Annotated in this window: 21 protein-coding genes and 1 tRNA gene; 11 read left to right on the top strand and 11 right to left on the bottom strand. The window is 29.8% G+C overall.

From position 1 onward, the window contains the following. The first annotated feature begins 170 nt into the window (after nucleotides 1-170). From rpmH to yidC, 3 genes are all read left to right on the top strand, one after another. The gene (gene rpmH / locus UCYN_RS01460) at nucleotides 171-308 is read left to right on the top strand and encodes a 50S ribosomal protein L34 (RefSeq protein ID WP_012953720.1); all 138 of its coding nucleotides are present in this window, start codon (nucleotides 171-173) and stop codon (nucleotides 306-308) included. 43 nt (nucleotides 309-351) lie between these two features. Further along, nucleotides 352-717 (top strand): ribonuclease P protein component, encoded by a 366-nt coding sequence (rnpA, locus tag UCYN_RS01455; RefSeq protein WP_012953719.1) that lies wholly within the window; start codon nucleotides 352-354, stop codon nucleotides 715-717. A gap of 435 nt (nucleotides 718-1,152) precedes the next feature. Further along, nucleotides 1,153-2,289: a membrane protein insertase YidC gene (gene yidC / locus UCYN_RS01450; RefSeq protein ID WP_012953718.1), complete on the top strand. Its 1,137-nt coding sequence runs from the start codon at nucleotides 1,153-1,155 to the stop codon at nucleotides 2,287-2,289. Between the two features lie 687 nt (nucleotides 2,290-2,976). On the opposite strand, the gene UCYN_RS01445 is transcribed toward yidC, so the two are convergent. From UCYN_RS01445 to UCYN_RS01435, 3 genes are all read right to left on the bottom strand, one after another. Further along, nucleotides 2,977-3,402 carry a tetratricopeptide repeat protein gene (locus UCYN_RS01445; RefSeq protein WP_049765567.1) on the bottom strand — a complete coding sequence of 142 codons (426 nt, stop codon included), beginning with the start codon at nucleotides 3,400-3,402 and terminating at the stop codon, nucleotides 2,977-2,979. 348 nt (nucleotides 3,403-3,750) lie between these two features. Then, entirely contained in the window at nucleotides 3,751-4,146 is a 396-nt protein-coding gene (locus UCYN_RS01440) for a DUF309 domain-containing protein (protein ID WP_012953716.1), read from the bottom strand. 5 nt (nucleotides 4,147-4,151) lie between these two features. Then, complete coding sequence (locus tag UCYN_RS01435) at nucleotides 4,152-4,517, bottom strand: ferredoxin-thioredoxin reductase catalytic domain-containing protein (protein WP_012953715.1); 366 nt, start codon at nucleotides 4,515-4,517, stop codon at nucleotides 4,152-4,154. A 411-nt stretch (nucleotides 4,518-4,928) separates the two neighbouring features. Between UCYN_RS01435 and dxs the strand changes: the two genes are divergently transcribed. The 4 genes from dxs (at nucleotide 4,929) to UCYN_RS01415 (ending at nucleotide 8,999) form a co-directional block, all read left to right on the top strand. After that, nucleotides 4,929-6,839: a 1-deoxy-D-xylulose-5-phosphate synthase gene (gene dxs / locus UCYN_RS01430; protein WP_012953714.1), complete on the top strand. Its 1,911-nt coding sequence runs from the start codon at nucleotides 4,929-4,931 to the stop codon at nucleotides 6,837-6,839. 288 nt (nucleotides 6,840-7,127) lie between these two features. After that, entirely contained in the window at nucleotides 7,128-7,409 is a 282-nt protein-coding gene (locus UCYN_RS01425; RefSeq protein ID WP_012953713.1) for an HU family DNA-binding protein, read from the top strand. Between the two features lie 19 nt (nucleotides 7,410-7,428). Next, nucleotides 7,429-8,493: a threonine-phosphate decarboxylase CobD gene (gene cobD / locus UCYN_RS01420; protein ID WP_041487817.1), complete on the top strand. Its 1,065-nt coding sequence runs from the start codon at nucleotides 7,429-7,431 to the stop codon at nucleotides 8,491-8,493. An 8-nt stretch (nucleotides 8,494-8,501) separates the two neighbouring features. After that, complete coding sequence (locus UCYN_RS01415) at nucleotides 8,502-8,999, top strand: hydrogenase maturation protease (RefSeq protein WP_012953711.1); 498 nt, start codon at nucleotides 8,502-8,504, stop codon at nucleotides 8,997-8,999. A 100-nt stretch (nucleotides 9,000-9,099) separates the two neighbouring features. Here UCYN_RS01415 and UCYN_RS01410 read toward each other — a convergent pair whose 3' ends face one another. The 8 genes from UCYN_RS01410 to UCYN_RS01375 form a co-directional block, all read right to left on the bottom strand. Then, the gene (locus UCYN_RS01410) at nucleotides 9,100-9,969 is read right to left on the bottom strand and encodes a lysylphosphatidylglycerol synthase domain-containing protein (RefSeq protein WP_012953710.1); all 870 of its coding nucleotides are present in this window, start codon (nucleotides 9,967-9,969) and stop codon (nucleotides 9,100-9,102) included. Nucleotides 9,970-10,680: 711 nt separating this feature from the next. Beyond that, entirely contained in the window at nucleotides 10,681-10,917 is a 237-nt protein-coding gene (gene rpmB, locus UCYN_RS01405; protein WP_041487717.1) for a 50S ribosomal protein L28, read from the bottom strand. A 196-nt stretch (nucleotides 10,918-11,113) separates the two neighbouring features. Beyond that, nucleotides 11,114-11,749, bottom strand: coding sequence for a peroxiredoxin (locus tag UCYN_RS01400; protein WP_012953708.1), 636 nt, complete (start codon nucleotides 11,747-11,749; stop codon nucleotides 11,114-11,116). 317 nt (nucleotides 11,750-12,066) lie between these two features. Beyond that, a complete protein-coding gene (locus UCYN_RS01395) occupies nucleotides 12,067-14,541 on the bottom strand; it encodes a DNA gyrase/topoisomerase IV subunit A (protein ID WP_012953707.1) in 2,475 nt (824 codons plus the stop codon). 311 nt (nucleotides 14,542-14,852) lie between these two features. Then, nucleotides 14,853-14,924: transfer RNA gene (locus UCYN_RS01390), tRNA-Gln, on the bottom strand. Nucleotides 14,925-14,988: 64 nt separating this feature from the next. Continuing rightward, entirely contained in the window at nucleotides 14,989-15,843 is an 855-nt protein-coding gene (locus UCYN_RS01385) for a DNA-formamidopyrimidine glycosylase (RefSeq protein WP_012953706.1), read from the bottom strand. 37 nt (nucleotides 15,844-15,880) lie between these two features. Next, complete coding sequence (locus UCYN_RS01380; protein ID WP_012953705.1) at nucleotides 15,881-16,099, bottom strand: photosystem I reaction center subunit IV; 219 nt, start codon at nucleotides 16,097-16,099, stop codon at nucleotides 15,881-15,883. 351 nt (nucleotides 16,100-16,450) lie between these two features. Beyond that, the gene (locus UCYN_RS01375) at nucleotides 16,451-17,011 is read right to left on the bottom strand and encodes a DUF1997 domain-containing protein (RefSeq protein ID WP_012953704.1); all 561 of its coding nucleotides are present in this window, start codon (nucleotides 17,009-17,011) and stop codon (nucleotides 16,451-16,453) included. Between the two features lie 480 nt (nucleotides 17,012-17,491). On the opposite strand from UCYN_RS01375, the gene clpS reads away from it, so the two are divergent. From clpS to UCYN_RS01355, 4 genes are all read left to right on the top strand, one after another. Continuing rightward, complete coding sequence (gene clpS / locus UCYN_RS01370; protein ID WP_012953703.1) at nucleotides 17,492-17,812, top strand: ATP-dependent Clp protease adapter ClpS; 321 nt, start codon at nucleotides 17,492-17,494, stop codon at nucleotides 17,810-17,812. 4 nt (nucleotides 17,813-17,816) lie between these two features. After that, nucleotides 17,817-18,107, top strand: a complete 291-nt coding sequence (locus UCYN_RS01365) for a DUF2103 domain-containing protein (RefSeq protein WP_012953702.1) — start codon at nucleotides 17,817-17,819, stop codon at nucleotides 18,105-18,107. Nucleotides 18,108-18,181: 74 nt separating this feature from the next. Continuing rightward, the gene (locus UCYN_RS01360; RefSeq protein ID WP_012953701.1) at nucleotides 18,182-18,913 is read left to right on the top strand and encodes a phycocyanobilin:ferredoxin oxidoreductase; all 732 of its coding nucleotides are present in this window, start codon (nucleotides 18,182-18,184) and stop codon (nucleotides 18,911-18,913) included. 283 nt (nucleotides 18,914-19,196) lie between these two features. Next, entirely contained in the window at nucleotides 19,197-20,216 is a 1,020-nt protein-coding gene (locus UCYN_RS01355) for an ABC transporter ATP-binding protein (RefSeq protein ID WP_012953700.1), read from the top strand. Nucleotides 20,217-20,269 lie beyond the last annotated feature (53 nt).

The raw sequence follows: 20,269 nt of genomic DNA, 5'->3' as shown, positions 1-20,269 counted from the left end.
ATTAATTTAAATATAAAACTTTAGTTTGTAAGAACTGATATAAAAATTAGGATGAAAATATACCATGTTAAAAAAGAACAGAATTTGCTATTTATCTTGTGTTTTGTTATGATATACTTTTGTATATTTGCAACGTTTAGCTAAAGAATTATTATCGGAGGAACAAGCTCATGACCCAGCGAACACTAGGAGGAACTAACCGTAAACAGAAAAGAACATCAGGCTTCCGAGCACGTATGAGAGATCATAATGGACGAAAAGTCATTCAAGCAAGACGCAAAAGAGGAAGACATCGTTTATCTGTTTAAGTCAATAACGTTCCCCTGAATGTTTAAGTAATTGTGGAGAAAAGTGGGATTACCTAAAAATAATCGTCTTAGACATTACAAAGCATTTAAATCTGTTTATAAGAGAGGAGAATGTTATCAAAGTTCTCAATTTATAATGCATTCATTGTTTGATACTAATAAAAATCATCAAATATTACCGACCCAGTTTGGTATTTCTATCAGCCAAAAAGTAAGTAAAAAAGCAATAGTTCGTAATTATTTAAAACGGCAAGTTAAGTCAGTAATACGCACCTTTTTGCCTAAAATTGTTTCAGGCTATCAAGTTGTTATAGTAGTCAAGAAGCAACCTCAAGTATGCCAGTACAATATTTTTTTAAGAGAAATAAAAGAATTGTTGATTAATGCAAAAATTGTTTATGGTTATTAGAAAAATTATATTTTTTGGTATTTTTTATGATGACATAAAACCTTATTAAAATTAGCCATAATTTGTTTAAATTCAACTATTTAGAAAATTAAAATATACTACTACTTTAAAATAGTGAGAAATTCTTATTACCAATCAAATGTAATTGTTTTTAATGGTTATATCTTTATGAAATGAACATTAATTACTCATTTAGCTGTTGGATATGATAATCTTATTTTGTTGCTCACAAATATGATAGTTATCTATTCTCAATTATCTTTATATTTTAAAAATACTAAAGTTATAAATTAAAATATTTTGGATAATTAAATTTAAATAAACTTTAAACTTAAAAGTAAGATGAGATAACTTTTAGTTACTATTACTCTTCACTTTATTATAGAGTCTATACAAAAAGATCACCTTTTAGAAAAATAATTTGGATTAAGAAGAATGGATTTTGGGATCGGATTTATTTCTACAAATATTATGCTACCAATCCTAGATTTTTTTTATGGGATTGTACCTAGTTATGGCTTTTCAATTATTGCTTTGACATTAGTAATTCGTTTAGCTTTGTATCCTTTAAGTGCAGGGCAAATTCGCAATATGCGAAAAATGAAAATTACTCAGCCTCTGATGAAGGAAAGGCAAGAAGAAATTCAACGTCGCTACAAAGATGATTCTGCAAAACAGCAAGAAGAAATGGGAAAACTAATGAAAGAATTTGGTAATCCCTTAGCAGGTTGTTTGCCCCTTGTACTGCAAATGCCTATTCTTTTTGCTTTATTTGCAACTTTAAGAGGATCACCATTCGCTGATATTAGCTATACACTAGATGCTCAGATTTTACCTAAAGAAAATATAGAAGTAGTAACCTCACAACTTTTTCAAACTAAGCCTAACAATATTTATATTAATGATGGAATACATTTCCCCGTAACGGCATCATTGCCAAAAGGTAATAAGTTGGAGGTAGGTGAGAAAGTAGATGTCGTATTTCAAACTGTTGAAGGAGAAAAACTTACACAGTTAATTTCCCAAGATTCGTATAGCAAAATTCACCCTATATTTGAAGTTGTGAAGGGTTCCGAGAGATTAGAAAATTATGAAGATGGAACCTTTAAAGCCTTATATCCTGGAGAAGTTAGTATAAAAGCAACTATTCCTGGTATCGCTGCTAACAAAGGATTTCTTTTTATTAAAGCACTAGGCCAGGTAGGTGTTATGGGTGAAGATGGAAATATTAATTGGGATATCCTAGCAATGATATTATTTTTTGGTGCCAGTATTTATGTAAACCAAGAATTATCGGGTTCTTCGGGTGGTGGACAACAACAACAACAAGCAATCACTAAAATTACCCCGATTTTATTTAGTGGTATGTTCTTATTCTTTCCCTTGCCTGCAGGAGTTTTAATGTATATTGTGGTAGCCAATGTTTTTCAAACATTACAAAGTTTGATTCTCATGCGAGAGCCACTGCCTGATAATTTGCAGAAGTTAGTAGACGAGCAAAAAAAAGAAGAAATAACCAGAGAAGCATTACCTTTTGAGAAACGTCCAAAGAAAAAAGAAAAAACTTCTTAAACATTCTGTTGTTTTCTAAAACGTAATAAAAATACGTTTTAGAAAACAACAGAATGTTTAATTTTGAAATATCTAGAGTTAAATATTCTGATAACAAGTAGAATAATATTTGTTATTTTTTTAAATATTAGAAACTTAATTATTATAATTTGTAAAATTTTTATTAGTTAAATGAGAAGAAGTTAGTCATTACAACGATAAAATAGCAAGAACAGATAAACAAATAATGGCTAGAAAAATTAAATTGTCAAAATCAATAGGATTTTCTGTAGATTTAAAAGCTTAATACGGACAAAACAACTTAAAAAACGATGAAAGTGAATTAGTCATTATATTAATAAAAAGCAATTGACATCTCAGGATATGACCAGATAAATGAGTTAATAAGGACAATCTGTCAATGCAGTTTAATATACAGTGAATATATCTATGAGCTGTAATATACATTTATCTAATATTTGAGAATTTACAATTTAATTAAATAAATATTGCTTTAAATGATATAAAAAATTAGAAGTCTTTTTTCAAGAGACTATATATTATATATGTAACATATAGGGAAAGAAATAAAAATGAGATTTCTTTCCCGAAATGAGTGCCTTCAGATACATTCTTTTTAAAAATTTTAATGGCTAATTGTAAAGAACTAAGTCGACGTTCGGCTGTCGAGCGTAAATTCAAAAAAAATTAAGGATTAGCCGAATCAGAAACACTTAGATCTTTTGTTTTAGTATTTGAATTTGTATTATTTTTAATTTGTTTTAATATGTTTCTGTATTGATCATTTTCTGGTACTAGTGTTGTCAACTTTTCCATTATTGGAATAGTTTTATCCAAATTTTTTGCTTGTATTTGACTAGCAACTAAAGTTCTTAGAGCTTCTTCTAAACCTTGTTTAGCTGTCATATTATTTGGTTCCCTTTCTAAAACAGTCTCATATCCTTGAATAATAGAATATAATCTTTCATCAATAGAGTAAATTGTCTCTGTGTTTGATTTTGATAATGAAGATGGAGAGTATTGCTTAAAAGAAAAAGTTGCCATAACCATACTACCAAGTAATGCTAAGCCTGAAAAAATTATTATAATTTTTTGATATAGTTTTTTTCTCATATTATTTTTGTTCATATTGTAAAATTAAACCTTTTCAGTGCGTCTTGTTAACTGATATCAAAAATAAATAAATCTTCTAAAAAAGATTAAATTAATAGCGAATATAAATTATATAATTTAATTTTGTATCTAGTAGGAAAACTATGCCTTGGCAATTTTTAAGATTATAAAAAATGTGCAAAAAAATATTTTTAAGTAAAAAAATTTTTAAACAAGTTCTTTTTATATTAAATAGTTGTTTAGAAACTTACTAAGCCCTTGTTAATAGTATTTCTAATCTATTATATTTAAAAGGCAATTGCTAAAATAGCAACTAGAAACTCAGTATAGATACTGTTGTGTATCATACTATGAAAGCATAATAATATAAGGAAGTTTACACAAAGAATGTTTAGCATCTGATTTTAAAAGCATAGAAATCTCAGTAATGCTATCAGGACTTACACCATGAAGATACGTCAATAAATTTTCACTTTCTTCTAAAAATTGAGAAACATTGACGTTTTTATAATTTGGTTGATACTTACGAAGTTTTCTTATTCCTTCTCCTAATAAAGTAACTGCTCCGTGCCAATTATTATTTATTAGATGATAGCAACCAACTGATATCTGTAATATGCCTTGATAAAAATGTTTATCTAAGTCAATTGTTTTTATCCAGATAGACTCTAATGTATCATGACAAGCATAAAATTCCTGTTGATTGAATTGTTTAATTCCTTCCAAAAAATTCTCTGCAATCATATTTGTTAATTTGACATACTTTCTCGTACTTCTTTAATAAATTCTAAATCAATTTTTTGCTCTTTACCAGCAAATGTATTATCTGATGTCAAAAACAACATGCAATGACATTCTTTGCGTTCTCTCATAGGAACGCAAGGGCAGTTCCAATAAGTACTTTTAACTTCTGCAACTTTATCTTCATAGTGACGACATGGACATAATGGAGAACCTAGTGTTTCTTTATGTCTAGAAAGACCCTCGATAACTACCGCTGTAACAGAAGGTTCATTACAGAAATAAGTATTTGTTCTTTTCGCGTACTGTTCAGCAAACTTTTTCATCGCGTTGAGTACTTTATCATGTTGATTATTAGAGTTTGTTGTGGTCATGGATAATTAAAAGTTAAGCTTTAAATATTGTATGGAATTAATATTGTTACATATTCTTTGTCATTTGAGTGTATTGTGTACAGATTAGGTCATCTATAGAAAAAATAGGTAAAATGATGTTGATCTTCTAGTCAAAGGCTATTACCATCAGATTATAAAAAATAAATAAAGTTTTTAAACTTTACATAATTAATGATTTTATGTGACAAATACAACAAATATATTTATATTAATGACTAAATGATAAGTTTAATAATCTTTGACATAGCACAAATAAATTTAACTGATTAAAAAATAAGTTAAATACACATAATAAAAGTTACTATATCTAAGAAATATTCTATCATTTGATATAACAATCAAATCAAGATAACATAACAACCAAATCAAGATGGTATAAAGTAAACCATTATGAATTTAAGTGATATTATTCATCCTAATCAGTTACACGGGCTACCAGTTCGTCAATTAGAAGACGTTGCTCGTCAAATTCGGGAAAAGCATTTACAAACTATTGCAGCTAGTGGAGGACATCTTGGACCAGGATTGGGAGTTGTAGAGCTAACTGTCGCACTTTATCAGACTCTTGATCTTGACCAAGATAAAGTTATATGGGATGTAGGGCATCAAGCCTATCCTCATAAAATCCTAACTGGTCGCTATAATAATTTCCACACCTTACGTCAAAAAAATGGCATCGCCGGATATTTAAAAAGATGTGAAAGCAGATTTGACCATTTTGGAGCTGGACACGCTTCTACAAGTATTTCTGCAGGCCTTGGAATGGCCATAGCTAGAGATAATAAAGGTGAAAACTATAAAGTAGTATCTATTATTGGTGATGGAGCTTTGACTGGAGGAATGGCTTTAGAAGCTATTAATCATGCTGGTCATCTCCCTAATACTAGCCTTATGGTTGTCCTTAATGATAATGAGATGTCTATCTCCCCAAATGTCGGAGCCATTTCTCGCTACCTTAACAAGGTTAGATTAAGCGATCCTGTCCAATTTATTTCAGATAATATCGAAGAGCAATTTAAGCATTTACCTTTTTTTGGTGACTCTTTGACTCCTGAAATGGAAAGGCTAAGAGAAGGCGTTAAACGCTTGGCTATGCCTAAAGTTGGTGCAGTTATTGAAGAACTAGGTTTTAAATACTTTGGACCTATAGATGGTCACAATATAGAAGAATTAATTTCTACCTTTAAACAAGCACATAAAGCCACTGGACCTGTTTTTGTACATGTATCTACTGTCAAAGGCAAAGGGTATGAAATTGCAGAAAAAGATCAAGTAGGCTACCATGCCCAAAGTCCATTTAGTCTTGCTACAGGAAAAGCAATACCTTCTAATACTCCTAAACCTCCCAGTTATTCCAAAGTTTTTGCACATACTTTGACGACCTTAGCTCAAAATAATTCAAAAATTATTGGTATTACTGCCGCAATGGCGACAGGGACAGGTTTGGATAAGCTTCAAGCAAAATTGCCGGAACAGTACATTGATGTTGGTATTGCTGAACAACATGCAGTTACTTTAGCTGCTGGGTTAGCTTGCGAAGGGATACGTCCTTTAGTTGCAATTTATTCGACTTTTTTACAACGAGCATATGATCAGGTTTTACATGATGTTGCCATTCAAAATCTTCCTGTATTTTTCTGTTTAGATAGAGCAGGAATTGTTGGAGCTGATGGACCTACTCACCAGGGCCTGTATGATATATCTTATCTACGTTGTATACCGAATATGACAATAATGGCTCCTAAGGATGAAGCAGAACTACAGCGTATGGTAGTTACAGGTATTAATCATGTATCAGGTCCTATCGCCATGCGTTTTCCTCGTGGTAGTGGAGTTGGAGTTCCTTTAATGGAGGAAGGTTGGGAGTCTATTCCCATTGGTAAAGGAGAAATTCTTCGTCATGGTGATGATATTCTACTAGTAGCTTATGGAACTATGGTTAATCAGTCACTACAAGTAGCTGAAATTTTAAAAGAACACGGTATTGAAGCAACTGTTATCAATGCACGTTTCGTTAAGCCTTTAGATATTGATCTGATTGCACCACTCGCTAAAAGTATTGGGAAAGTAGTAACCCTAGAGGAAGGCTGTTTGATGGGTGGATTTGGTTCAGCCGTGACCGAAGCTTTAATGGATCTTGATGTTGTAGTTCCAATTAAGAGAATTGGAATTCCCGATCAATTAGTTGATCATGCTACTCCTGATGAATCAAAAGCAGAGTTAGAATTAACCAGTCCTCAAATTGCTGAGACAATTAGAAAAAAATTCTTTAACTCTCTTCAACCATCAATTGTTAAGTAAGCACTGGAATTACATTTGAAATCATATTGAGAGGTAGCGAACTATCTATTTCGACTGCTTCTCGATATGGTTAAAATATATCATGATCAAGATAATAATTTGATCAGTTACTTTATATCAATTTAGTTAATTATTTTCAGTGAAATAAGTCAGTCTAACAACCTAGAAACAAGGTCTTCTGTTAGGATTTAATAATTTAATTTTACTAAAAAAGTTGCAAACGATATATTTCTTGGTATGATGTCAAAAATAAATTAGTGTAAAAACTTCAAATTAGGAGATTACCAAATGAATAAAGGAGAACTGATCGATACAGTAGCAAACAAAGCTGATGTTACTAAAAAACAAGCAGATAGTATCATTAGTGCTACGATTGAAACTATTATGGAAGCAGTTGCTGGAGATGACAAAGTTACCTTAGTAGGCTTTGGTTCTTTTGAAGCTCGTAATCGTAAAGCTCGTGAAGGGCGCAATCCAAAAACTAATGAAAAGATGAGTATTCCTGCAACTAAGGTTCCTGCATTTTCAGCTGGGAAGCTTTTCAAAGAAAAAGTCGCTCCAAAAAAATAGCTATTATTTTCTTATGAATATGCAGCGTCCTATTCATGGAGGAAACTTGTTTTGGGCAGCCTATCAAATTGGTTGTCCTGCCTCTTCCATATTAGATTTTTCTGCTAGTATAAATCCTCTTGGCCCACCTCAAAGTGTTTTGAATGCAATTCAAGATGCACTACAAGATATTAATCATTACCCCGATCCAAACTATACACAGTTAAGAAAAATTTTGGCTCAATATCATCATCTACCTCCTGAATGGATCCTTATTGGAAATGGTGTAGCTGAATTATTGACTTGGGCAGGACGTGAGTTAGCACAGGAAGAAAGAACATATGTTTTCAAACCTTTTTTTAATGATTATTTAAGAGCTTTAAAAACATTTCAGGCAAATATTGAGCCAGTTGATTTTCTATGGCAACAGGATAACCCTATAGCTACCCTTACCAGCTTTAAAAGGAAAAAGTCAGGAGTTATTGTTAACAACCCTCATAACCCAACAGGGAAATTGCTAAAAAAAGAATTTTTTATACCTTTACTAGAAGAATCATCTTTAGTGGTAGTAGATGAAGCATTTATGGACTTTGTTGATCCTCTTCAAGAGCAAAGTCTAATATCTTGGATATCAAAATATTCTAATTTAATAATTTTACGTTCTCTAACAAAATTTTATAGTATTCCTGGGTTACGTTTAGGATATGTAATTTCTCATCCTGATCGTATAAAGAAATGGCAAACTTGGAGAGACCCTTGGTGCGTAAATTATTTAGCTATGGTTGCAGGAATTGCAGCAATTAATGATAAAGAATTTACATATAATACAAAAAGATGGCTTTCGTTTACCAGTGAAAAGTTGTTTCAAGGTCTATCAAAAATAAAAGGCTTAAAACCTATATCAAGTTCAGCTAATTTTTTTCTAGTAGAAACATCAATGAAAAGCTCTACTTTACAACAAAAATTATTACAAAAGTATCATATTTTAATCCGTGATTGTCTTAGTTTCCCTGAGTTAGGTGATAAATATTTTAGAGTTGCAGTACGTAAACATCAAGATAATAAAAAACTTCTTGATGCATTATCAGAAATTTTGAGTATCTAATATTTATAATGTTAACAATTATTGGTTGCGGTAATTTGAATCGTTGCGATGATGCGATAGGAGCAATAATTGCTCAAAAATTACAAAAAAAATTACAAAAAAAATTTCTCTCCAGAATTAATATCTTTGATTGTGGAACTTCAGGTATGGAAGTTATGTTTCAAGCAAAAGGTAGCCAAAAATTAATTATTATAGATGCTTGCTCAATCAATTCTTCTCCAGGTACTATCTATAAAGTTCCTGGAGAAGAATTAGAAGAGCTACCAGAAATTAATAATAGCTTGCATGATTTTAGATGGGATAATGCTCTAGCAGTTGGTAAAAAAATATTTAAGAAGGAGTTCCCTGAAGATGTTACTGTATATCTTATCCAGGTAAAAGATTTGAGCTTCGGATTAGAGATAAGCTCTATTCTACAACCAGCTGTCAAAAAAGTAACTGAACATATAGAAGAAGAAATTCGGCATTTTGTTTTTAAACAAAAAAACAAAACCATTAATAAGTAAAATAGTCTTAACCTGAAAGTCTTTATTAACAGAATAAATACATTGATTAATAGCTTAGATATTAAAGCACAAAGATAAATTTTTTAATTTATTATTAAATCTATTTATATGTTTTTTTTAGGGAATTTCTATTAATTAAATAACCTAGAAACATTCCCAATACTTCCGCTAAGACATTAATTATTCTAAAGATAGCCACGCTTGCTAAGATAACCTCTATGTTAGATATAGATGGCCTAAGCATACGTAAAACTGTTGCTTCAAATATACCTATTCCTCCAGGCGCACCAGGAGTAACTAAACCTAAAAGCCAAGCAAAACTAAAAGAACCTATGAATCTTAAAAAATTGTCTGATGATATTGATATAAATGACATTAAAACTAAAATAAATCCTTGTGCCTTTAATAAAATAAATCCTACTTCTCCTAGAATTATTAATCCTGGATATCTTTTAATATAATTAGCATTTTTACTTTCTAAGCTTTTATATTTTTGCTTTGATAAGTAACTGATTACCTTATTTAAAAAAAATGGATGAATAATAATTAAAGCAATACTAATGGGAATTAGATATAAAAATAATGTATTAGTATTTATAGTTATCTTCGTAGAGTCTAAAACATGAGCTAGTAGTGTGACTAATAAAGCAGATATAAGCATTAAACATGGTTCTATAATAATTCCTACACTGGCAATTGACGCTGAGAAACCTAGCCTTTGGAGTTCATAGATTCGTTTTAAAAAATGACCTACATTTCCTGGAAGATACTTATAAATATTAGTAATTAGATAAATTTTTAGACCAAGATTAATATGAATAGATTGTTGACAACTTTTAAGTATATAGACCCAAAGAATTCCTGACCAAATATGAGCCAAGAAAGTTATTAACAAAGATAAAAGTAAAAATATATAACCATTAGACTTTATATGAATATTTCTAATATCTTGCCAACTATCTTGTACCATTATTATGATTGCTAGAAATGACAATATAAGAAAAATCCATTTTAATTTTTTCTTGATAAATAACATAGTTAATATATTTATTCTTATAAATTAATTATTAGATATAGAATTTGATAACTACATCTAGTATTAACTTTGTGTATTAAAAAATTCTTTAATATTTTTTACACTTTTTTTTAATAATTAGTAAGATTTTTTTATTAGCAATATATAAAAAGTGAACTGTACGTATTTATATTCTTTTTTGGAAATTTAATGTTATTTGTTGTTAGCTTTATATTACTAATTTTATACTTCATTGCTTATGAAGTTATACTTAACTGTTATTAATATTTTTTTATTTGTAATACAAATTTAGAGATGTACTGTCCTAAAAAATCAACTTTTCGCAAAAAGTAATCGATAACTAAATACTAGAATATAACTTTATCATCTTCATCAAATAAGATTGCATCGAAATCTTAAAGATATTCACTAAAGTCGCTAAAATATAAATGTTTAAACTGCGAATAAGAAATCTAAATATTTAAAAAACTACAAATATCTAAATTCCTTATCTAAATATCTAAATATCTGCAGTTTTTGTTGAAATTATTTCTTAAAACTTAAGAACAATAATAAAAGAGATTAGTAAAAACTCTACATTATATATTGCTTTTACCACCTTAAGAGGATAGCTATTTTTTATTTAATCAGATCATAGATATTAACTTAAAGTTTATTTAAGTTAATACCTGCTTCTTTAGCCATGAGATGTAAACTTTTTTTCTCCAAAGTTTTAATAGCTTTAGTGGAAAGGCGTAATTTTACCCAACGATTGCCTTCTTCCCACCAAATTCTCTTCCATTGCAAGTTTACTTGTTGTAATTTTTTTGTACGACGATGAGAATGTGAGACAGCAAAACCATTATTTGCTTTTTTCCCAGTTAACTGACATTTTCTAGACATTCCAAAATCTCTCAATTAATAAAAAGTTTAAATTACTATTATAACAAAATTTACCAAAATATTCATATATGTAAAGCAATTTACAAAAAGATTAGTAAATTGCTTTATATATGTATTGTATTAATAAACAGAGAAAATTTTTTCTAAACTATTTTCTCTGTTTATTTGATTAAAAAGTTGGATAACTATTTTAATTTTATTTATTTGGCTGAGGAGTCATGCGTAGGTAAGGTTTGACTTCGGTCACGCCTTTTGGAAACTTTTGTTTAGCTTCTTCAGTAGAGATAGAAGGCACTACAACACAATCATTACCATCTTTCCAATTAGCTGGGGTTGCTACTTGGTGATAATCAGTTAATTGTAGAGAATCAATAACTCTTAAGATCTCATCAAAGTTTCTTCCGGTACTGGCAGGATAAGTTAAAATCAAACGAACTTTCTTATTAGGATCAATAATAAATACAGAACGAACTGTAAGTTTATTTAAAGATTTAGGATGAATCATTCCATATAAGTTAGCCACTTTAGAGTCAGAGTCGGCAATAATAGGATAATTGACAGTGGTGTTCTGAGTTTCATTAATATCATTTATCCATCCTTTATGAGAACTTACACCATCTACACTTAAAGCTAAAACTTTAACATTGCGTTTCTCAAATTCTGATTTAAGTTTAGAAACCATACCCAACTCAGTTGTACATACAGGAGTATAGTCAGCAGGATGTGAAAAAAGGACTACCCATTTGTCACCAGCCCATTCATGAAAAGAAATAATTCCTTCGCTAGAATCTTGAGAAAAATCGGGCGCAATATCACCAAGTTGAAGAGTCATATTAGCAATTTTAAATATAATTTCAAAAGAGTATCCTTAATATTATCATAAAATTTTCGAGATATGTTTTGATTTTATAGATTTATAATAATTGTATTATACATATCATTTGTTTTTACAAAATTGCATACTTCATTAAACTTTCCTCCAATAAAAAGTAAGTTTTTATATTTCAATTAGTAAAAGAATTTAGATATCTAAACATAATTTTAGATTTAACCTTAAGTATTAATAAGTTTAGGCACAAATAAATACATAACAATGAATGTGGATTATGATTCTTTTTTATCTTTCACTTATTACTGTTTCGTGTGAAATTAATTAATATGAATAATTATTTCCGTATCAAATAATTCAACTATTGGTTTGTTATTTTCGACTTCTGTTATTTCTGTAGTAATAACTCTATTCTTATTAGTTAAAATATTAATGTTTCTTATATCTGATGATACCTTTATGCCTAATAGGCTATCAGCTTGATGAATAAACTTCAAAGCTTGTGTTCCAATGTCACCTAGTTTTGTTATACGTAAATCTAATACATTGAGCCTTTTCCCATACCCTAGTTTTGATACTAATAAAATATCATCTTTCTTATTCATATTAATGCATCCGACAATCTCTTCTTTACTCCTAAGCCTAAAAGCTTGCTCTCCCTGCGTATTACGATTCATGACAGGAATCTCCTCATTTTTCATTTGAAAACGTAATAAGCGACCGCTGGTTATAGCAATTACGATTTCATCTTCTTCTTTAACAAAAGAGATATATTTTAAGAAATCATCATTTTTTAACTTCATTAATGATAATCCTCTGTTGGTAAGGCTATTTAATTCTGATAGTTGAATACGCTTAATTTTTCCTTGGTTTGTTAATAGAAGTAAATTCCGATTTTCAACGTTCTTAGTTAAAAAAAATATAGATATAACGCTTTTAGTATCTTTTTGTGCATTTTCAGGTAATAAGCTAATTAAAAAAGTTGATTGAACATCAATATAGGGAATATCGAGGATTTTTATAGGATAAGCTTTACCATTATCGGTAATTACAATTATTTGCTCTCTTTCTCCTATTATCTCACTATAAATCAATAGCTTATTCTCAAAGCCCCTATCTTCCGGCTTTCTCCAAGCTACTTCTCCCTGGTAAGTCATTTCTAAAATAGAATCTTTAGATAAATTAAGATTTAATTGTTTAGGTGTATGGGATATCTTTTTTTTACTTTGTAATATTGGTTGCTTTGGAACATCAAGCTTCTGAGTTTCAATATTATTTATTTTCGTAGTGTCTTTCCCAATAATTCTAGTACGGCGCTTATCTCCATATTTTTTCTTAAGAGAACGTAATTCTTTTTTCAATTCTGCCAAAAACTCTTTACGATTTTTCAATAAAATTTCTAATTTATTAACTTTTATTTGTAGTTCTTCATATTCTGTCTCAATTTTTTTCCTTTCTAGCCCAGTCAAACGTCTCATAGGCATTGCTAAAATACCATTCGCTTGTTTTTCATTCAAGCCTAACTCTTTCTGAAACTGTTCTTTAGCGATTGTCGAATCTACTGAATTACACAAAATGTTAATTACTTTGTCTAAATTTGCAAGAGCAATTAGTAATCCCTTTAAAATATCTGACTGATCTTGACAGTTTTTTAATTCATTACTGTACTGACGATTTAGAGTCTTTTCTCTAAAACTTAAGAATTCCTCCAATAAACTACGTAGAGACAACTGTTGTGGTTGGTTATCAACTAAAGCTAGCATAATCGCGCCAAAGTTATGCTCTAAAGCTGTTTTCTTATATAACTCTTTAAGAACTAATTTAGTAACTGCATCTCTTTTTAGCTCAATTACTACCCTCATACCAGTACGATCACTTTCATCTCTAATATCTGCTATGCCCTCTAGACGTCCACAATTAACTAAATCGGCAATTTTCTCAATCCAGGCGGCTTTATTTACTTGATAAGGAAGCTCAGTTATTATCAATGCTGTTCTTTCTTGACGTCTTTTCTTTCCTACATTAATCTTTTCTATACTTACTACTCCGCGGACTCTAATGATTCCTTTTCCATCACGGTAAGCATCTTTAATTCCTTCAGTTTGAATGATTTCACCTCCAGTAGGAAAATCTGGGCCAGGAATTATTTTCCACAATTTTTCATTAGATAATTCAGGTTTTTCTAATAAAGCTATTAATCCGTCTATCAACTCTCCTAAATTATGCGGAGGAATATTAGTAGCCATTCCTACAGCAATCCCTGTACAACCATTAACTAATAAATTAGGAATTTTAACAGGAAGAACAATAGGTTCTTGCTGAGAATTATCAAAATTATTATTAAAATCGATGATATTTTCACCAATTTCTCCAAGTATTCCTTCATTAGCAATAGAAGAAAGCCTGGTTTCTGTATAACGCATTGCTGCAGGCGGGTCATTATCTATAGAACCAAAGTTGCCATGTCCAGAAAGTAAAGGATAACGACTTGAAAAATCCTGTGCCATGCGTACTAAAGCATCATACACGGCTTGATCACCATGAGGATGATATTTGCCAAGAACGTCACCTACTACACGGGCGCATTTACGAAAAGGACGCTCAGGAGTTAAACCTAATTCATACATAGCATAAAGAATACGGCGATGAACAGGTTTCAACCCGTCTCTCGCATCTGGTAGAGCTCTTCCTACAATTACACTCATAGCATACTCTAAATACGAATGTCTCATTTCTGTATGTAAAGATGTTGAGATAATTTTGCCAGTTTTCGTAAACTTTAACTGTTGTGCCATGGATTTCCTTTTCTTTGCAAAAACCTATACCGGAGAATCTTCCTTTACTTACTATACATCTCTTAATTCTTATGACAACTATATTATTAAAAAGTATAGTCAGCTTCTAAATATAAAACCTTGCAATCTAGATTAATCTTATTTAAGAAGTAAATTACATTAATGAGTTAAGTTAATTTTTTGTTTCTCAACTAGATTATTAGTAAGCATTTAATCCATTGGGAAGCTAACTTTAAATAGCAAGAATCTCAATGTTATTTCTATTATTTAGAGTACTAAATAACCTAAAATTTGATTTTTTATTACTGTGACTGGGGTGCTAGGATTCGAACCCAGGAATGGCGAGACCAAAACCCGCTGCCTTACCGCTTGGCTACACCCCATTAATGTGGAGACGTTCATAAATTTAGCAAAGTACTTCCTTACTTGTCAAGTATAATAAAAAAACTATTTGAACAAGTTACTATATTGTTGGCATTTTGGGCAAAAATGGGAAGATCTACCGTTTAACTTAATGCGCTTAATGGGAGTACTACAAATACGACAAGGAGAATGGTTTCTGCCATAAACCCAAGCAAATTCTGTATAGTTACCTTTATTACCAGTAATATTTAAAAAATCACTAAAGGTAGTTCCTCCTTCATCAATAGATTTACTAAGAACTTCAAGAATAGCCTTTTGTAAATTCTTAATTTGTTTGAGAGTTAACTCTGCACCTTTAGTTTCGGGATGAATATTACTTCGAAATAGAGCTTCATCAGCATATATATTACCAATTCCTGCAATGATTGATTGATCTAATAAGATAGTTTTGATATTACGCTTATATCTTGTTAAATTTTCAATAAGATAATTAATTGAAAAATCATTTGAGAAAGGTTCTACACCTAATTTTTTTAGGCCAGTGATTATATCTTCTGGATTATAGGATGGTGGAATTACCCATACCTTTCCAAAAGTTCTGATATCTATAAATCTTAACTCATAAGAGTTTTTGCAAAATAATCGTAGTCGAGTGTGCTTTGATAATGGTTCACTTTGCTGAGTCAATAAAAGTTGACCTGTCATTCTAAGATGAAATACTATCCAGCCTTTATTACTATCTAATTCTGCTAATAAATATTTTCCTCTTCTCTTCCATATTTTTAAATCAACATTATCAATCAAATTTAAAAATTCTTGCATAGAAGAAGGGTAGGCAAGTGAACGTGCTAACAACACTTGTCCTCCCAAAATAGTTTGGCCGGTAGTTAATTCATTGAGTTTCCGACAAATACTCTCAACTTCGGGTAATTCTGGCAAAGCTTATCCTAAATATGTTGTCCTTTAGCTATAAATTTTATTGCTCAGCTACAACTTCTAGTTCGCTCTCTGCAAATGAATTCATATTAAGCCCTGAAGGATCTCCAGAAAGACCAATATAATTAACTTTTTCGAAACGAACAACAACTGGATATAAAAGAGAATCACCTTTATCTATAGTTACAACAGTACCAACATCGTTATACCAATAAGACTCTTTGCGCTTAACTCTAACTTTATCTTTACGTTTAATCATGAGTAAGTATCCTTATTTTACTAGATAGTATTTAACTCTTAATAAAAGCTTACTACTGGACAGCACACCCTACTAATTTTAAATTTTAAGTTTTATTGCGACTTCTGAATCTTAAATCTTTAAACAGGATTAAAGTCCTCAAAGCTTTAATCTTAAGAGGTTTGAAAGGCTTATGCACTAAATTTTTAATTTTTAAAAATTCAATAAGTTTATTTTTAAATTCATTTAGTCACGCTTTAGGAAAAAAATAAATATTAAAGGAATAATAAGATTTAGATAATTTCACATATTTCATTAAACTTTAATTATTCTTTTATGGTGGTAAGAATTTATTTTACAGTTTTTAAAAACTTATTTTTGTTGTGAGTTAGCCCAGCTTCGATAATCATTCAACAGTTCATCTGATAAGCTTTTTCTGATACGGTCTAAAATATTTTTTAATAATGCATCACCAGCTTTTTGTAGTATGGATTTTGGAACTATCCATAAATTAGATGGTAAATCTAGAGAAGAAGTTAGATATGCTTGACCTTGCAGAAATGTTCTATTATTTTTTTCTTTAGAAAATAACTTACCTTTAAATTTCAAGGAAAAGTTATGATTTATATAATTAATACCTATTATTTCAAAATTTTGAGATTCAAAAGAAACAGCACCTTGTCCATCTGGTAAAACTTTAATAGTTACAATAGGTTGAAAGTGATAAATATTTATAAAATTTAAAGTTTTCATGTGAAAACGAAACTCAAATTCTGATATTTGTTCTATTATGTTTTTCCCTGCAATAACTTTAACTAAACGTTGTGTTTCGTAAAAATAAAATTTGAGCGGTATTGTGATATTTTCACATTCTAGATTGAAGTTTTCATAAGCTGTTAATTGGAGGTCACGTATTTTTTCCCGTTGTACCATAAGGTTTGTTATTTATACCATGCTTAAATTAATATCAATTTATAGTAGACCAGTATATAGTACAAGTACACGATACATTAAATAAAAGTCATATTTTATATTATGTAGTTATTGTATTTTCAAAGCTTATCTAAAAGTTAATCTTACTTTAAATTTATTCACTGTTTTCTATATTGAAAAAACAGCTATAAACTTATTATATATAAGTTTAACAAGCTTAATTTTTATTGTGCAAATTGAGTTTTTTTATAGCTATCTCAAAGATTTATCATTTTTTTGCAAGAGTGATTTTATATTAATTATGTTTTATACAATCAAAATATATTTAGTAGCTTTTACCACAAATTTCTTAATATTTAAGAATCGTTTTTAATAATTAAAGTGATTAGTTTTTTAAAACTGTTTTTTTTATGAAAAATTGTTAAACTTTCAGCTAGACTGTACTCATAATTTTCGAAAATTTTTTATTTATTAAAATTTATGTTCAAGAGATTGTCCATAACCATTCCAGAAACATCTATATCAACCAATATAAAACATTCAGCAGTTATTGATTATAAACCTTATCCCAACTGCAAAATAATTGTTCTTAACGATGACTTTAATACTTTCGACCATGTTGCTAATTGTTTAATAAGATATATTCCTGCTATGACTAAAAGCCATGCCTGGGAGTTGACTCAAAAAATCCATTTTAATGGATTTGCAACCGTTTGGATGGGTCCCTTAGAGCAAGCAGAACTATATCACCAGCAATTACGCCGCGAAGGATTGACAATGGCTCCACTGGAAGGAATATAAACTTATGACTCGGGAAAATAAAGGAAGATTGATTTGGAATCACTCGACTCATTTAGAAGGTTTGATACCTATTTTAGAAAAGTTAGTTATTTTTCCAGGTATTAGAACTATTGCTCCTGGGGTTATTGGCAGAGCTAAAAGCCATTGTCCACACTTAAAGTTAAGAATATCGGTGCAAATCCTAGGAGGATTTAAAGTAATAGCTAGACAAGGCAAAACAGTTCAGGAAGTTTTTATTGTTACAGATTTAAGTCAACAGGAACTAGAATTAGCTATTAAAGAAATTTTGGATTAAATTAAATGAATGAAAAAAAGATATCTTATCTGATCAAGATAGATTACTGATTAATTATAAATACTGAAAGATTGATGGTTCAAAATCTAACTATTTTTTTGCCTTTACATCCTTTAATTTATAAATTAGCCAATTCTATAGTTTCTTGTTGGGAAAAAAATCTTTATTTAGTTCCATGCAAACTACCAACAAATTTAAACTATGTAGAGTGTGCGTTAAAAACAGATAAATTAATAATCCAAAACTTTTGTTATCAATCACATCAATTTAGTAAAATCCATTTAGAGCTTGTAAGGTATGAACAAAAACTAGACATTCTTCATTGTGTAATGTTTCCTCGCCTTGAATATTCTTTACCTATATTTGGATGTGATCTAGTTATAGGAAAAAATAAAATTAGTGCTGCAGTTGCTGACCTATCCCCAACCAATCTTAAAGTAAAACTTTCCAAACAATATCAGCAAAAACTATCTCAATTAAAATCTCATGATTTTTTAGTAACTCGTGACTTACCGGACTGGGGAGACATATTTTCAGAGTATTGCATATTTATTCAGCCTCTTAATTTAAAAGAAGAAAATAATTTTCTTGAACAGGTTGAAAACATTTTACAAATACATTGCGAACAATCAGCAAATTCCAAAATAATTTCTGATCATGAAAAGTATCTAAATTTACAAGGACAAGAATATTATTGTAATAGACAAAAACAAAATGATAAAACTCGCCGCATTTTAGAGTATTTTTTTGGTGAGGAATGGGCTGATAACTACATATCACAAGTATTATTTAGTACTAATAATTAGCTACTATACAAAAAAATATAAATAGTTTTGCTTATTAAATGAAACTTCAATAATTTTGAATAAGTTGTCAGAAATAACTTATTCAAAATTGATCATAAATGTAGTCGCATACCTTATATAAAATTTAATGAATAGATTTTAAAAAGATGTATTATTATTGGTTAGTATCAAAACTTTTACTTACTTTTTATTAACTTAATATTGTGTATAAAATTTTTAAGAAGAAGTTGATAATAAGAATCTTTTAAATAATCTGAATTCTATATAAAACAACAAATAAATGATGACTCCTTTAGTTACAGTTGAATCGTTACAAAAAAGTTTCAATACAGTGAAAGCAGTTCAAGATATTTCCTTTAATATCAATAAAGGGGAGATTTTTGGCTTGTTAGGGCCAAATGGATCCGGTAAAACGACAACTATTCGATGTTTATGTACCTTAACTAAACCTGATAGTGGAGAGATTACAGTAGGTGGGATCTCAGTATTAAAATACCCAAATATCGTTAGGAACTTTCTGGGTTATGTAGCTCAAGATATTGCTCTTGATAAAATTTTAACAGGTAGAGAACTACTTGAGTTACAAGCATCTCTTTATCATTTGCCTAGATATGATGCTGAAGATAGAATTAAAAAATTATTAACTTTATTAAACCTTGATGAATATAGCGATCGCAGAATAGGAGATTATTCAGGAGGAATTCGTAAACGATTTGATATCGCAGCTGGGCTACTACATAAGCCAAGTTTAGTAGTTCTTGACGAACCTACTGTTGGTCTAGATATTGAGAGTCGATTGATAGTTTGGGAATTTCTTAAACAACTTAAAATAGCAGGGACGTCAATTCTTATAACAAGTCACTACCTAGAAGAAATTGATTCTTTAGCGGACAACTTAGCTATTATTGATCGCGGTAAAGTAATTGCCCAAGGATCTCCGACTCAACTTAAAAATCATTTAGGTGGTAATCGTGTAACTTTGAAGATTAAAGAATTCTCAGAACTTAAAGATGTGTATAAAGCTCAAGAAGTGCTGCAAAGACTATCTTTTGTAGAAGAAATTATTATTAATAGTTCTCAAGGTAATTCTTTAAATTTAATAGTTAAAGAAGAAATAGACTTATTTGGTAAAATAGAAAAAACTCTTAAAGAATCTAATCTATCTATTTTTAGCTTATCTCAATCTCGTCCTAGCCTTGATGATGTATATTTAGCAGCAACAGGAAAAACCTTGATGGATGCTGAGTTAGCTGCTATAGGTAATCGAGACTTAAAGAAAGAGAAAAAACAACAAATGAACTAAATCTTAATATATAAGCTAAAATCGTAGAACAATAATTAACAAATTGAAAAAAA

The organism is Candidatus Atelocyanobacterium thalassa isolate ALOHA (assembly GCF_000025125.1).
In the GTDB taxonomy this organism is placed as follows: domain Bacteria; phylum Cyanobacteriota; class Cyanobacteriia; order Cyanobacteriales; family Microcystaceae; genus Atelocyanobacterium; species Atelocyanobacterium thalassae.
The sequence above is the reverse complement of the archived record's forward strand: the minus strand, read 5'-3'. Positions and strand labels throughout refer to the sequence as shown.

Bases quoted from the DNA above. Each gene is read 5' to 3' on its own strand.
- rpmH (WP_012953720.1), top strand. From the start codon at position 171: ATGACCCAGCGAACACTAGGAGGAACTAACCGTAAACAGAAAAGAACA.
- yidC (WP_012953718.1), top strand. From the start codon at position 1,153: ATGGATTTTGGGATCGGATTTATTTCTACAAATATTATGCTACCAATC.
- UCYN_RS01445 (WP_049765567.1), bottom strand. From the start codon at position 3,402: ATGAGAAAAAAACTATATCAAAAAATTATAATAATTTTTTCAGGCTTA.
- UCYN_RS01440 (WP_012953716.1), bottom strand. From the start codon at position 4,146: ATGATTGCAGAGAATTTTTTGGAAGGAATTAAACAATTCAATCAACAG.
- UCYN_RS01435 (WP_012953715.1), bottom strand. From the start codon at position 4,517: ATGACCACAACAAACTCTAATAATCAACATGATAAAGTACTCAACGCG.
- dxs (WP_012953714.1), top strand. From the start codon at position 4,929: ATGAATTTAAGTGATATTATTCATCCTAATCAGTTACACGGGCTACCA.
- UCYN_RS01425 (WP_012953713.1), top strand. From the start codon at position 7,128: ATGAATAAAGGAGAACTGATCGATACAGTAGCAAACAAAGCTGATGTT.
- cobD (WP_041487817.1), top strand. From the start codon at position 7,429: ATGCAGCGTCCTATTCATGGAGGAAACTTGTTTTGGGCAGCCTATCAA.
- UCYN_RS01415 (WP_012953711.1), top strand. From the start codon at position 8,502: ATGTTAACAATTATTGGTTGCGGTAATTTGAATCGTTGCGATGATGCG.
- UCYN_RS01410 (WP_012953710.1), bottom strand. From the start codon at position 9,969: ATGGTACAAGATAGTTGGCAAGATATTAGAAATATTCATATAAAGTCT.
- rpmB (WP_041487717.1), bottom strand. From the start codon at position 10,917: ATGTCTAGAAAATGTCAGTTAACTGGGAAAAAAGCAAATAATGGTTTT.
- UCYN_RS01400 (WP_012953708.1), bottom strand. From the start codon at position 11,749: ATGACTCTTCAACTTGGTGATATTGCGCCCGATTTTTCTCAAGATTCT.
- UCYN_RS01395 (WP_012953707.1), bottom strand. From the start codon at position 14,541: ATGGCACAACAGTTAAAGTTTACGAAAACTGGCAAAATTATCTCAACA.
- UCYN_RS01380 (WP_012953705.1), bottom strand. From the start codon at position 16,099: ATGATTAAACGTAAAGATAAAGTTAGAGTTAAGCGCAAAGAGTCTTAT.
- UCYN_RS01375 (WP_012953704.1), bottom strand. From the start codon at position 17,011: ATGGTACAACGGGAAAAAATACGTGACCTCCAATTAACAGCTTATGAA.
- clpS (WP_012953703.1), top strand. From the start codon at position 17,492: ATGTTCAAGAGATTGTCCATAACCATTCCAGAAACATCTATATCAACC.
- UCYN_RS01365 (WP_012953702.1), top strand. From the start codon at position 17,817: ATGACTCGGGAAAATAAAGGAAGATTGATTTGGAATCACTCGACTCAT.
- UCYN_RS01360 (WP_012953701.1), top strand. From the start codon at position 18,182: ATGGTTCAAAATCTAACTATTTTTTTGCCTTTACATCCTTTAATTTAT.
- UCYN_RS01355 (WP_012953700.1), top strand. From the start codon at position 19,197: ATGACTCCTTTAGTTACAGTTGAATCGTTACAAAAAAGTTTCAATACA.